The organism is Eximiradius proteiniborus, from assembly GCF_058546985.1.
This window is the reverse complement of record NZ_CM178592.1, coordinates 1600501-1616647: the sequence shown is the minus strand read 5'-3', so window position 1 is coordinate 1616647 and position 16147 is coordinate 1600501. Positions and strand designations below refer to the sequence as shown.

The 16147-nt window shown below is 41.3% G+C and carries 4 protein-coding genes; all 4 read left to right on the top strand.

Features of this window, described 5'->3' with window-relative positions:
- The first annotated feature begins 3 nt into the window (after positions 1-3).
- Positions 4-10389, top strand: coding sequence for a hypothetical protein (locus ACY2LT_RS06660; RefSeq protein WP_491814694.1), 10386 nt, complete (start codon positions 4-6; stop codon positions 10387-10389).
- 122 nt (positions 10390-10511) lie between these two features.
- Complete coding sequence (locus tag ACY2LT_RS06655; protein ID WP_491814693.1) at positions 10512-12659, top strand: hypothetical protein; 2148 nt, start codon at positions 10512-10514, stop codon at positions 12657-12659.
- Between the two features lie 88 nt (positions 12660-12747).
- Positions 12748-14832 (top strand): hypothetical protein, encoded by a 2085-nt coding sequence (locus ACY2LT_RS06650; RefSeq protein WP_491814691.1) that lies wholly within the window; start codon positions 12748-12750, stop codon positions 14830-14832.
- Entirely contained in the window at positions 14832-16145 is a 1314-nt protein-coding gene (locus tag ACY2LT_RS06645) for a hypothetical protein (protein ID WP_491814690.1), read from the top strand. The genes ACY2LT_RS06650 and ACY2LT_RS06645 overlap by 1 nt, the downstream gene beginning before the upstream one ends.
- The last annotated feature ends 2 nt before the right edge of the window (positions 16146-16147 follow it).

The window sequence follows — 16147 nt, the reverse complement described above, 5'->3', positions numbered from 1 at the left end:
ATAATGAAAACATTGATACAGGTTTGTATCATTGCTTTTCTCTTTCTTAGTTCAATTTCTTCTCATTCTCAGGTATTGTATTTGAAAGATGGGGCGATATTTTATGTGAATTCCGGTGCGAACGTTTCTGTAAATGGTGGGGTTGAAATTTCCTCTAATGCTACTCTGTCGCATAATAATTCGCAAACAAGTAATTTATGGATTTCGGGAATTTTTAGAAATTTAGGTAACTATAGCCAGAATGGCTTTGGGGTATTGCGATTTTTCGGTTCACTGCAAGATTCTATTACTGGATTGACCAACCAGACTTTCGAGCGTATTTGGGTGATGAAAAGCGGCACCGGTATGGTAAATGTTTCGCCTTTGATTAGCAGTTTGACGATTTCTAACTCGTTGCGGCTTGTTTCGAATAATATTTTCAATATACACCGTTCAAATCTTATCATCGAAGTTGGTGCAAATATTTTTCCTGATTCAACTTCCAACTATACAAACGATCCGATAGTCGATCCATTCAATTCACAAAAATTTGTAATGACAAGCGGAGAGCGACAACTTAGCGGAGCAATAATAAAAAAACTACCTGTTATTCCAAGCTTAGCTTCTGATTTGAACGTTCGTTTTCCAATCGGTACTCCGCTTGATACTGCAAATCCTGTCGTCAGGAATTATTCACCTGTAAGATATGTTTTTGCAGCAGGAGAGATGACAGCTGGTGCGAACGCGCACCTATCGGTTCGTTGCATTGCTGCAGAACATCCGAACGTGGAAGTGCAGGGCGTTTCATTGCGAAAATACTGGAAAACAGACTTTGCAAACATTTTTGTTCAGCCCGGTGGTTATAGCTTAAGATTTAATTACAACGACAATGAAATTCAAGGTGTAGAAAACCAGTATTTATTAACTCTCTTTTACCGTCCATACGACGGTCCGAACGGAACTTATTACATTAATCCCGGTGCCGGTTATGGTATCGAATCTGTAAATAACAGATTTTATATTGACGAAGTAAACAGAAAAGATACTGTAAGTGGTTCATATCTCTTGCTTGATGGGGAATGGACAGCCGGACAGGAAGAAACAATCAGCACATTTTATTACAGTCGTGCCGACGGCGACTGGAACGATCCAAATACCTGGTCTAAGCAAGGATATTTCGGTGCTCCTGCCGGAAGCTATCCCTCGACAATTAACGACAAAGTGTTTATCGGAAATGGTCGCAATGTTTCAGTATCGTCTGTAACCGCAGAAGTAAAAATTATAAAAGTGCAGTCGAGCGGGCAATTATCTTTTCCTGTCTTTAATGCTTTTGTGCAAGGTGATTCTCTCTTTGTCGAGGATGGTGGAAAGTTAAACATTTCGAGCCCTGAAGGTATCACTCAGAATACAAATGCCGGGAACGTCCGCACCCGAAATAGATCTTACTCGCAGAATGCAATTTATGAATATTTCGGCAACCACAATCAGATTACAGGCGATGGGCTACCTGATATTGTTAGAAGCCTAATAATAAATAAAACAAATCCTACAGACACTGTTTCGCTTACAAAATCAATTTTGATAAAAGATTCATTAGTGGTTAATGAAGGGACTTTCCATCTCTTCAAAAATGGCAACTTTTCTGCTAATGGCGAAACAGCCGATACAACAGTTCGCCAGATTATTATGCGTGGCGGCTATCTTGTAATGCAAACTTATCCAACTAAATACAAAAACGCTGTATTTACTGCCGGCACTCTCGTGTTCGACGGTTCCGGTTCGTTCCGTCTGCCAAGCAGTGGCAGTCCGTCGCCCGGCGAGCCTGCAGTTACTCAATACCATAACATCAGAATAACCGGCAATCGCGCTGCCAATACCTATATTACATTTGACCCAACAGGGGAAATCCGTATTGGTGGTGAACTCGATATTTCTGCTCTTTCTTTTCATCCCACACCTATTGCTGATAGATTTATAGTTACAGGCTCAACCGTTGTATTCAACGGAAATGGGAACCAACATATTAATACTGGTTATCCTACTCCGGCAGATTTAGTTTATAGATTAAAATTCCACAACTTGAATATTGCCGGCTCGGGCGACAAAATTGTAATGCCGCCCAATGATGCCAACCCTTCGAATAATTTTATGCTTGTTCGCAACAATATTAATCTGATTTCCGGGCGACTTGTTGCAAACAACCAGCACATCAAATTGCTCCATTCGTGGGTTACTCAGCCCGGAGGGCAATTCGACGCCGGGAACGGGCTTGTAACATTCGAAGCTGATGGAAAAGTAACAAGTATTCTCTCGAATGGCGTTGTTTTCAATAATGTTAGAATTATGGGCACTGCTATAAATGGTGTTGTCAATTATCTCGATAGTATAACAATTAATGGCAATTTGACAATCGACCCCGCTACTTTTAGAGATTTGAACAGCACTGCTCTTGCAATTCGTGGTAATTTCACCAATTCAGGAACTTTTTCTGCTCAAAATGGACGCGTATATTTCAACGGTGTTGGCAATCAAACGCTTATCAATAATGGCAAAGGCACTTTTTATAATCTGACTGTTAATAAAACTTCCGGTAATTTGCTATTAGACGGCGATTCACTCATTAAGGTAACAAATAACTTAACGCTTATTCAGGGAAATATTTCTGGCCGCAGTTCAACTTCCGTTCCAAACAAACCAATAGTGGTAGATGGCACAATTACCCGCCCCGGAGCCAACCCCGGGCATATAGATGGGAGGCTTCGTTTGCCTTTTGGTGAAAATTCCGTTTCCAAATTATTCCCGATTGGATTAGGTAGTCATTATGCACCGATGAACTTATCAATCAACGGTTGGGGAGGAGCCGCCGGCTATCTTGATGCTTACGTGCTTGTTGATACTGCTGCACCGAATATTACTCGTACAGTTATTCAAACTCAATTGCCAAATGGTCCTGAACTGGACACTACCCGAAATGTCCGCAAAGTATGGGTGCTTCACGCAGATACAACTACACAGAATAGATTTACTCTTGCTTCTACACGAACCTACGACGCTGAATTTTTCTTTACTCCAGCGGACACAACCGGACGCGGGAATCCGCTTAATTTTGAAATTTTCCACCGCGATACTACTATAAACACCGGACGCTGGACGCGGGTAGGACTTGGTGCCCGCAATCCGCTCTCGACCGTGATGATTAACAATAGTGATTTGGACAATAATTCTTCTCACTACTTCATAATAGGTGAGCCGCGTGTTTTCACTTTCTACTCAATTGCCAATGGAAACTGGAATTCTCCTTCGACTTGGTCTACTGCAAGTTATACAAGCACAGAACCATCTACGCGTGCCCCCGAATCGCGCGACAATATTCGCATTGGCAATGGGAAAACAGTAGTTCTTAACGTTAATCACAACGTCGATGCCGGCAGAAGCGTTATTGTAGAAACCGGAGGTGCTGGCTTTGCCGGAGGCAATCTTGAATTTGCTGATGGCTCGGTTCTTCTTACAGGTGCCGGTACTTTCCGCCTCGATAGTGCAGGTGCGCTGACAATCAGGCACGCAGAAGGAATTACAGCCTCAGGAACCACAGGTTGCATCCGGACAGCTACTCGTCAATACAACTTCAATAATCATAATAGAGGGCATTTTATTTACGCTGGCACTGGAAATCAGGCAACAGGCAATGGTATGCCGCTTACTATGAGAACTTTCAGAGTAAATAAACCATCAGGAACATTAACACTAACAGGGACAACGCCGGTAATATTATATATTACTGATAGTCTGTATTTCCAGCGGGGGACAACAAATTTATCAAATGCGATTACTAAAGTAGGCGGTAATTTTGTAATAGATAGTGGTGCAAGTTTTAATCCGGGGAATAGAAGAATAACTTATTTAGGTGATAACCCTCATTTGCATAATAATGCAGACACTACCCAGTGGGAAGGTGTTGTAGTATTTAATGGACCGGGCACTCAATATATTAAAGGCACATATAAAGATCAACTGCAACCACTTGTATTTAACAGAATTAGTATGAATAAACCATCTGGTGTGGTTATATCGCAGTTTAATATTACAGTCCCGATTTTCTGGTTTAAAATACCTAACAGAGCTAATTTTAATGTTTTTAATAATAATAAGAGACTTGTTGTTTACGATTCTTTAGGTGGGACTTATGCATTAGGTAGATACGATGTTTATGCAACCACGGGTAATGATACAACTATGCCAAATCCTCAATATGGATGGGTTATTGGTAGATTAATAAGATATATGAATATAAATGAAAACCCCAGATATTTCCCTATAGGAACACAAACAAAATATGCTCCATTGATTGTTAATCGACAGGAATTGGGTACAACAACCGGACAGGTTGCCGGACTGATAGAAATAATTGCTGTTGATGGTAATCATCCTAAATTTAATCCAATTAGCATCAATCCAAATACAAATATTCAAAGGTATTATGAAATAACGCTGCCGGTTGGTATGAATCCTCAATATGTGCAGGGTAATCGTGCTTTGACCGTTAGAATGTTCTTTACTCAGGATGAACCTCGTGGTGGTATAAATCCGTTGAATTATAGAGTTTTTCGTTTACTTACAAACGATACATGGACACGTTCTGCAAATATACAAACAAGATTAAATCAAACAACGGAACTAACCTGTGATGCAAACTATCCTTCTTTAGGTGGTAACAATATTTTCAATGTTACTTCTCAATTCTCTTCTGCTCCTGCAATAGTTCTTATGATCGGTGAAGATCCTCCTTCAGTCCCAGAGCGTATTTTCTATTCACGCAATTCAGGAAATTGGTCTAATCCAAATACCTGGTCATATGCTACTGTTTTATATGAAAATACCGAGCAAGGATATGTATTGACGACAAACAGTGTTAATGATTACCCACGCTTTAATAATTCATCTTATCGTGATTATGCCGTGATTGGCGATGGCGATTCTGTATATTTCGATTTGCCGAATGTTGATTTGCGTTATGTGTTGCTCGAGAAATCTGCCAATGGTGTTGGCAAACTTGTGATGCCTGGCGAAAGCTACATTCGCGCAGACCAGTTTGTAATGAAAAATGGCGGCAAATTGTTTATTGGCTCGGAAAGTGGTATTGTTCAAAATTCGACCACAACGGGAAATATTAGACAAATGACGTCAAGCTCTATAATAAATTTCGATTGGAACGATCTCGGAGTTAATCATTTCGCTTATATTGGCACTTCATCGAATGTGGTTCAACAAACTGGTTCGGGACTTCCTACTGCTGTTGCCTCGCTTGAAATAGATTACAACAGATCTGCTGCTGATAGATATGTCGATCTTACAAATAATGCCCCACTGACAATAAGAGATAGCATAGTCTTCAGAAACGGACGCTTCCGCAACCGCGACGGTGCAAGAGAAATTTTCATTCGGGGTGATATAGTCAATTATTCGGGCGATGTTGGTTTTCATAACCAGACAAATCCATCAAACAGACGAGTTTATTTTATAGATACGTTAATTCAAAGAATCCGCGGTACAGCAGCACTTACTGTTTTCCCACAAACAGTACGTTTGCAGAAGCCATCTGGTGGTGTAATCGCAGAAAGAAATATTCAGTTCAGCGATTCTGTTCAGTTCCGTTCAAACACTATATTTGCTCTGAACGATAATACAATCACAACTTTCGGAGCCACTACTGTTATCGATAGTTTGCAATTATTCGGACCAACAAGGCTTTTCAAAGTAAGCGGTGGACCTAATACTGCGCGAGTAAGAAAATCTTATCCGGTTTCGACAAACCAAACCTATACTTTTACTTTCCCAATCGGAGAAGATTCATTAGGTTTACGCCCTGTTCGGTACAGTGAAGCCCGCGTTACTCTTACTAATCAGACATATACTGCGAACAATTATTTGGAAATTGCTTTAAGAAGCAATTATCCGCATCCGCAAGCTCCATCAGCAAATCCTAATATGTTCAGGAAATATTGGAGTTTCAACACAAGCAATATTCAATTGGGTAGTGGAACTTCCTCGCTTAGATTTAAATATAATGATGCTGAACGCGTCGGGAATATTCTTAACTATCGCCCATTGCTTTATCGGCGTGCCGACGTCGAACCAAAAGACCCGGGCTGGGGATTTGCTATTTTTAATGCATCCAATCTTCAAATCGATACCACCAATAAGTTTATTATTATTGACAATGCTCAAACTTTGCCTAATCACGATTGGACTGCTGGCGAAACTTCCTCGTTCGAACGTCCCAGACTTTATTGGAGCAGGCAATATGGCATCTGGAGCAACCCATTTTCGTGGACAAATGATTATAATAGTGGCAATCCACATTCCAGCAGTGTAGTTGCATTAAATACTCCCGGCTTCTTCGAAGGTGATACTGTTATTATTGGCAGTAACCACCAGATTACTTTGGACAGAACTCCGCGCTTTGCCTTAGATAGTGTCTATATAAGTTCCTCAAGCAGTATTGCGGAACTCTTTTTCGGGCAGTCCTTTAATAAATCGCTCCGTGTTGAAAATACATTACACGTTGGTCCGAATGGTAGTCTGAAAAAAGTAATGGGTCCACCTGTCCGGAGCATAGATACTCTCTATATTGACGGGACATTCCGTAATGATGGAACGGGTGCAAGTGGTGGAGTGAGAGTTTTCTCGAACGATTCTGTTAATCTGAGATTAGTATTCCAGGGCAACAAACATTCATTTATCAAAGGTGAGGGCGTTTATCACTCAATTGGAACGGTTAGAGTATTCAAAGCAGATTCAATTTATAACTTGCATAACGAATCGCAATCATTTTCGAATGCATTCACAAGTGCAGTGCTTTCGCAACCAAGTGTAGATTTTATTTTAGATGCGGGAATGTATTATCACGACAATCCTGCCAACATTACTCTTTCAACTGACGGAGACGGGGACGTCTTTCTCGGCGATTTAGTCGGGCTTGTTGTTCGTGATGGCAGTGTAACATACAGCGATGGGCTAATTTGTGGACAAAATGCTTCTGTATGGCTTCTCAATGGTACGATGAACATTGGTAACCAGAAAGATGAACATTTTCAGTATGAGAGTGTAACTATTATAGATTTTGCAGGAAACAGCAAGCTGAATATAGCCGGGGCAATGCGACGTCGCTTCCTGACTTCAGCAGTTGATTTCCGTATAAAAGATAATGCAGAAATTCGTGTAATGATCAAAGGTGCTACGACAGATCCTTCCCAACGTCGTGCTGCATTTGATTTTGGCGAAGCCAACTCCAAATTTTCTATGACGGGTGGACGAGTTCTTGTGTTGCGAACAATTGATACAAGTGCAACAGGTGAAAAAGACCCCGACTACTTTGTTAATACTACTGTAAATACTGTAACCGGTGGAACTGTCCAGATTGGTCATCCTGATTCCTTGCTAACTAATACCCTGAATTTTGACGTGATTTCTTCTGTTCCGTTCTGGAATTTGGATGTTGCCAATACTTACGGCAAGGAACTATTGCTCGGAAGTCCGATTATCTCTGTTAGAAACGATTTGACCATTCGAGATAGTGCAGTATTCAACCTTAATGGAAACACTTTGAATTTAGGTGGTGATTTAACTATTGATGGGCGGTTCCTAACAGGTAATATTGGTACCCGCAGATTTGCTTTCGTGGGCAGTAGTTTATCTAATCCTCCAACCAAGCAAATTCAGACTGTGAAAATAAAACGTAGCAATAACGAACCATTCTTTGATTTAGCAATCAGCAAATCGGATGGTGGTTCGGTAGATCTTTCCACCGATCCCAACTATCAAAATTCAAATTTAATTATTCGAAACACTCTTGAGTTTTCAATTGGAAATACTGCAATTGTTAATACAAATAACAGATATGTGCAGGTGGGCACCTCAACTGTCGATCTTGCTTCTATCCAAAGATTTAGTCAGGGGCACGTCAATGGTGAACTCCGCCGCTGGATAAATAATGGTTCTCAAAATGTATTATTTACTGTTGGCTCGTCCGATGCATACACACCCGCTCAATTGGATATATCATCAGGTTTGGGAACTCAAGGATTGCTCTCAGTTACTGCTTATGGGACAGCACATCCGGATTTAGCAAATTGCGATCTGTATCAGCCAAACTCTCAAATAGAACGTTACTGGCGAATTGTTCCAGCCGGTAGCCCTCAATTTGACTTAGGCTCAGGCAGAACTTTTGCTTTAACAACATTTTTCCGAAAAGGTTATCAACCTTCAGGAGACCTCAAAGTAGGAACCTCTTTTGGTATTATGGAACATTTCCGCCGGACACCTGCCTGGAACGCACCCGGAAGCTGGTATGTTACTGTTCCGGAATTACGCACAGATTCATCTACAACTTCAATAAATAATACTTCGTTTGGCGATTTCTTTATTGCAGAAATTGCCGGATTGCGTTTCTATTCGCGTCAATCAGGTAACTGGAATGACATAAACACCTGGTCTAACGAAGGATATACCGGTGCAGTTGCTCCACGCTTGCCTAATATAGAAACAGACAGAGTATTCATAGGAAACGGTCGGGTCGTTACTGTCAATCAAAGCAATCCACGTATTCGTTCGCTTACAGTAGAGAAAAACAACGGCTTGCCCGGCAAGCTTGTAATTCTTGATGAACGCTATATTCGCGGGCTCTCGTTCGAGCTTCGCGATAGTTGCTATCTTGCTACCGACGATGCTTATGGATTTAACTCTGTTACAGGGGTCTATCCGAATATTGGTGCTATCCGTACCACTAATATTCGCTCATATGGCAAAGGTATTTTTGAATATATCGGCTCGCTTAATCAAGCCACCGGCGATGGTCCGACTAATCCAAAAACTGTAATTGTCAATAACTCTGGTTCGCTTTACAAAACTGTTACTTTCTCGCCTGCTACTTATACAGTAGATGATACTATTCGCGTCGAGCTTGGCAATTTGTCTTTTGGGAATGCAAATGTTAATCTGCTTGGCAATCTTATTGCCAATAATGGTACGAAAGTTTTTGGTGGTGCCTCGAGTGTTTCAATCAACGGCAATGGCAATCAATATATTATTATGAATGATACCTCGGGCGTGAATTTCTATAATCTTACAATTAATAAAAATAATGGAAACTTAATTTTATCTGGTTCTGCTGATTCAACTGAACTAACAATAGCTCGCCGTCTGACATTTGCTAATACAAATACGTCGATAATAAATGCAAGAACGAACAATAAGATTGTCAGGCTTCTGCACGACACGACTTCTATTGTTCGAAATGGTATCGGACACATTGATGGAATGCTTTCGCGTATGTTTGGTACTGGCACTGGTTTATTTAAATTCGAAGTTGGATTTGGAAATATTTATACCCCAGCTGAACTTTCTCTATCGGCTGGCAGTGGCAATTCCGGTTTTATCTCTGTCATTGCAAATTCGCCTCCAAGCATAAATTCTGCGAGAATTCACGAATCACGACGCGTGAATTATTGGTGGCAAATTCGTAGCAAGAATAATTTCGCACTTGGTACAAGGCAATTGAACACGAAATTTACTTTCCCGGCATCCGAGGTTAATAATTTCCCCAGTGGAAATGTAACGAACGCTTATTTGCTCCGTAAATCTTTCCCTGTCGAAACACCACTATGGAACTTCCGGCAATATTCTCAGCTCAACTGGAATACATCACTTGCATCTGTCGAAATTACTAATACATCCGACTATTGGAGTGGTTTGGGCGATTTCTACATTGGCGAAAAGAAAAATCTTGCCTTCTATAGCAATCGCAGTGGATTATGGAACGACCACAACACTTGGGCATTGAACGAAAGCCGGACAGAATTAGCTCCCGAAGGAGAATTCCCCGGTAATGTGAGCGAGTTTGCAGGCGATTCTGTGATAATTGGCTGGAACGATTCTCTTCACAATGTTCGCTTGAACATTCCAAATCCAAATATTGGTGGTATCACTTTGCTATATAACGGGCGACTTGATTTGCACAACCAGGGCACAATGCTGGCAAACATTATCACCGGTAGCTCGGTTTTCCGTTTGCTTGATAGCTCCACCGTTGCCTTTGGTGGAACAATTAATCCAAATTCAGGCGTGCTTGCAGGCTTTTCTAATTTCGTGCTCGGAGAATTTTCAAATATTGAGTTCTACGGCACTCAAACTCTCACTCCAAATCCTTTTGGATTATCAAATTATCCAAATAACGTAATTTTATCTGGAAATGGCACAAAATTTGTGAGTTCACCTATACTGATATTAGGCAATTTATTAATCAAAGATAACGCAACATTAAATGTAAATGAAATAAATGCTCTATCTGTCAGGAAAAATGTGATTAATAATGCTACTATAGATAATCAAGGGGTAATTGAAATCGGTGAATAAGCTTAATTTGTTTAAAATTCAGTATTTCTACTTAAAAATTTATTGCATCGAAAACGTATTTTTGTTATAGATGTAAAAGAAATTAATTAAATAGACTAATGGGTATCAATATGAGAGACAAAATGAAAAAAATCTGGACAATTTTGCTTGCAGCAATAGTTCTGAATTTAGTTGGAGTAGAACTATTTGCTCAAAGCTTTATCAACAACGGCACTTATAATGCTACCTGCGGTGGCGTAATTAAGCTGAAATCTACCAATGCTACTATTACAGGCACTGCGAACTTAGGGCAAAGCGCCGCTAATTCTATTCCCGGCGTTGTAGATTGGGCTTCAACAGCTGCTAATCAGGTAGTTCAGCCTTACTATTATCAGAGACTTGTTGTTTCTGGTGGTTCCAAAGTAATGCAGGACGGAATCAGGGTTATCGGCGAAGCTTGTGCTACTCCTCTGGCAGGATACGCTCAGCTTTCCACTTATCCTTTCTACTCAACTGCTTCATCGCTAAACTTTGGAACTGGTACATTCTATTATGCTGCAACAGGTGGTTCACAGAATATTTATCCTACAACAGATCCATACTATATTATTAATGCTTCGTCGCAGGCAACAGTGGTTGCAGCAACTACTGTATCTGCTTATCAGGTTAATGCAACAGACGACTTCAACGTTGCTGGTACTTTGAATCTTGGTGGTGGTGCATCAACATTTGCAAGCGGTGCTCCTGTTACAGTTGCCGGAACCGGTACTGTTAATACTGGCGCTGGTGCTGTTACTTTCAACGATGCTGTTACAACTCAAAGTGGTTCTAACTTCAATGTTACCGGTGTAGGCGCAGTTTCTTTCAACGGCACTTTGGCTTTGAACGGAACACTTACTGCTAATGATGGCGGCGCAGGTAACCTCGGCACTGTTACTTTCGCTGGTGCTACAACTATCGGTTCTACTGGTGTGCTTAATCTTGGCACAGGCAATAATCTTGTTATCTCAAGCAGTATTTCAAACAATGGTGATGGTAACAATCTTAACTTTGCTTGCGGTTCGAACATTACTTACAATGGTGGTGTTCAAACTATTCTACCAACTTTGAACGCAGATGGCAAACGCTATGGTAATTTAACACTTTCTGGCGTTGGTCTTAAAACCGGTGGCACTGCAACATATGGCAACGACATTAACGTATGCGGCAACTTCTCGCTCGATGGCGGCAATTTAGATATGGCTGCAAATAACGGAACATTCCGTATGGCTACTCCAACTGCAACTGCTACATACACTGCTATGAATGAAGTTGTCGGGTTATTCTCTCGTGTAACTAATACTACTGCTCAAGCATATACATTCAACAACTCTAATACAATTGTTACTTTGGCTGCTGATGCAGACAACCCAACTTCGATTACTTTGAATGTCCGTCCCGGCGTTAATCCATTCGACTATAATTCTACTACTGACGTTAATAGAAAGATCAACCTAAGCTACGCTGGCAATGCTGGTGCTTTCGAAATGACTTTACGTGCTGCTTATCGTGAAGACGAAAGAACAAGCTGGGCTGCTCCTTACACACAAGCATCACTTCGTATGTATGAAGCTTCTAACCAGCCGGCTCGTGAAAAAGTTGGTACTGGTCAAACTCCAACAAGAAGTGCTGCTACAGCTACGACGCTTGGTTATGTTGAACTTGCTGGCGTAGCAAATACAGCTACTGCTAATTTGCCTAACGGTATCGCAGCATTTGCAAGCGGGAACGACCTTGTCCTGGCTGCTGGTCCTACTACTTTCTACTCCATCACAGATGGTCGCTGGACAAACCCGAACACTTGGGATGAAGGCACTCGCCCATCAGAAGACGATAACGTTGAAATTCGTCATATGGTTTATGCTGGTATTGCCGGTCCATTTGCCGGCACAGTTGCTACTGGCAACACTACTTCTGAAGCAAGCGTTTATGGCACCAACCCTGCTGCTAACTCAATTATTGTTGCTAATCTTCCAAACGCTGCATTCATCCTCGGCAACGAAGATAACGGCGCAACTTACGTGTTCAGAACAAAATCAACTACTGGAGTTACTTTCCAGAACTTGAACACAAACGCAATGCAACCAGCATTTGGAACAGGTATTGCTGCTAAATCGACATTCCTTACTAATCCGGGATTCAATGGCGTTTGGATTACTCCTTATGGTCCAAATCCAGCAGTTCTTGAAACTAACGCTATTCAGAACAACGGTACTATCAACAACGAAGGTATTATTGAAATTAATCAATAATTTCTGTTAATAAATGTTCGTAAAAGCCCGGCTTATCGATAATTAAACTCTAAACTTCGAGAAACCGGGCTTTTATAAACTAAAAAATATGAAAAAAATACTAATACATATTGTCGCAATAATACTCGTTTCCAGCCAGCTTGCTGCTCAATATGTATTGGACAATTCCGGCGGAAAAATCAACAACAAAGGCACAATCAAGGTAAAAAACGGGCAAGTGAATGCTTTGCCAGATACTATTGGGGGACGTGTAGAATTTTTGCAGCAACGCGAAGGCTCCCAGCAGGTTGTTCCAAACATTGTTTATAATCAGCTTGTAGTTGCAAACAATGCAAAGAAAATCGTTGCCGATACCCGCGACCAAAGCAACCGTGTGCGAAACCTTGTTGTTCTTGATTCGCTCATTATTGCAGAAGGTGCCGATTTCACAACCCGATGGATTGGACTTCAGCCCGAAGACGTTATCGCTCGCTCTACTGTTGTAAACCGCAACGCTCGCTACGATGGTCCACGCGATTTGCGATTGAGTAACGAAAATGCTCCTCAGAACATACTGGCAAATGGTCAGTTTTCCCGCTTGAATATTGATAATCCTTTTGGTGTTAATATTGTCAGCGGCGGATTTAAGATAAATGAAAAACTCACTCTTTCCCGCGGCACTCTCAACAACTCCGAAACAGAGAACTTCAATATGGCTGATTCCACAGAGATAGAGCGATTCACCGGAAGTAGTCTGTCGGTGGAGCCTGTTTTCGAAGGGCGTGTGGACGTCCGTTATTCCGGTAACGGCTCGATAATGGCAAGCGGCGAGCTTCCATCAAACACAAATTCTTTGCAAAAATTAATTCAGGCAAATTCAGGTGACCTGCTTATCGAGAAAAATGTTACTGTAAACGACAGCCTTTACGTTGGTGGCAGAATTATTCTCCAGGATACTCTCACAATCGCAACGACAAGAAATCCATCCTACAACGAAAACAATCCAAATGCTGAAATAAGCGGAACTCTGCGGCTTACTCGTGTGCGTTTCGGTGGCGAACGAATGCTTTTGCACAATCCATTCACTTATGCTATTTTCCCTGACGAAACTTCGGCAAATGGTATAACTGAATTGATTGCTACTGTCCGACCTGCTACTTTTCCGTTGCTTCCCTTAGGCAATTCCAAAGTTCGCCGTTTCTTTGAGATTCGCGGGAAAAATTCTTCCGGTGAATTTGTAGATGTCGGCACAAATATGCTTTTTGGTTATGGCTGGCGTCGACTGCCTAACGATTCGCTCGACGAACAGAACAATTTGCAGTTTGAAATGTTAAAATTGCAAAATTGGTTCGCAAGTTCGTGGGTTGATTTGCAGACTTCTGCCGAACCTCAATGGGACACGGCACGTGGTTGGGCATATAGTTATGCAACAAACATAAACAATTTAGGTTATTTTGCAATTGGTAGTTCTGCGTCTGCACTATTCCAGATAGCCGGCAAAGTTTTTCTGGAAGGTGCATATCGGTATGGTTCTATGGCGGACGACCTTCGTCAGCGTGGCTATTTGCCGGTGCCTCCACCGGATATTTATCCATACAACTTAGACCCGATGAGGCAATTCTATGTTACTTCTCAACTTCCGGATTCAGTAGTAGATTGGGTAGTGGTAGAATTTCGCAAAAGCTTCACTCAACCGGGCATTTTCCGCACTTACCTTGTTAAACGCGATGGACGTTTAGTTGATATTTATGGCAATGAAGTAATTGCTGTTGCCAACTATAGCCAGACAAATCGTTTAGATAGCGGCGATTACTATGTTGCAATTCGTCATAGAAACCATTTGGCAGTAATTACAAAAGAGCAGGTTACTGTCCTCCCCGGAGCAACACGCAATCTGGACTTTACTTCTCCTGATTTAGTGATGGGCGGTATCTCTTCGCTGAAACGTGTGGATAAAAAGCTCGATGGCAGTTTCGTTTATGCTTTGATTGCCGGCGAAATGAACGGAAGTATTTTTGAAAATGGCAGAATCGACGACAAAGATTATTACTCTGTTATTCCTGATAATAACATTTGGCAATATAATCTATTCAACGGTTACCTTGTTGGCGATATGAATATGGACGGTATTATTACCACACGCGATTTCAATATTAGCTTCAACAATAGAAACAGAGTTTCGGCTATCCCGTAATGAAATATATAATATCAATATTAAGTTTATTTTTTTTATCGCTTATCCCACTCCAATCTCAGGTGTTGATAGACGACACTCTGGCAGTTGCTGCAATCAGAAACGCTTACAAAACTTCACCATCCACCCTTGAATTTGATGTTTATCTGCAGCGAACAAGCGAAATTTGGCGATATTATGCTAATTCTACATTCCAATTCGAATTTGCAAATATGCCCGATTATGACTACACTAATTTATCACTTGAATTAATACCACAATCAAGCGATCTGCCGCTTGTGCTTCCGGGTGGTCGCCCTTACAAAATCTACACTGGCACTCTGAAAGATAGAATTCAGATTATTGTTCTTGGTCCCGAAACACTTAAAGATGCTATATTGATTCCGCCTAATACTTATGTTAAAGTCGGGCGTTTTCGTCTTTCAACCCGCGATGGCTCTCCGATTGAAGAAAGCATATATTGGAAACGTCCTATTAGTTATTATCAGGCGGTTGCTTTTAAGTATGTCGAAGGAGACCCTGTGCCGCTTCAGCTTTTGGATGTCCAATCTGACGACAATGTCGAAATGGGAGATGTATCGATTACTTTAGTTTCTTTCAAAGACGACCCCACCAAGCCACCCGCAACATCTCTGGATTACTTCTACGCTCGTTATATCGGTAACCTGAAAGTGGAGCTCTGGTTCAAAACTCACTCTGAATATAAAACAAAAGGTTTTATTATTAAGCGTGCTGTTCGTGTAGCTTCCTCTGATATGAATCTGGAGGAAATTCCGGATGCTGCCTTTACTGTTACTGTTGCAGACTGGAACGACCCGAAATACTCAAATATGCTTACCGGACAATACACTTCACCAACAGGCAAAGAATATGGCGTAATTACAGACAATATTGAGTATCGAGGTGTGGAATATATCTACAGACTTTATTATCAGGACGAAAACGATAGAATTATCAAACTTGCAACCCGACTTGTTCCTGTACCAAATGCTGTAATAGAGTTTGCCCAGGCAGACCCAAACCCGTTTGTTTCAGAAACAAAAGTCCGATATTTTGTTCGTGATGATGTTCGGCTTTCCTGTTATGTTTACGATCGTGCAGGCAAGCAAATTGCCACTTTGCGGGATAATTCCTCAAACGAATTGCTCGAATCGAGAATTACTCCCCGCGGTTGGCACGAAACTTACTTCAAAGCCTCGGAAATTACTTCTCAGGGAAGCTACGACATTATCTTTATCGCTTATCCGATTAACGACCCGGGCGTCGAGCTTTCACGGGCAACTGTCAAAGTGCTGTATGTCCGGAATAAATAATC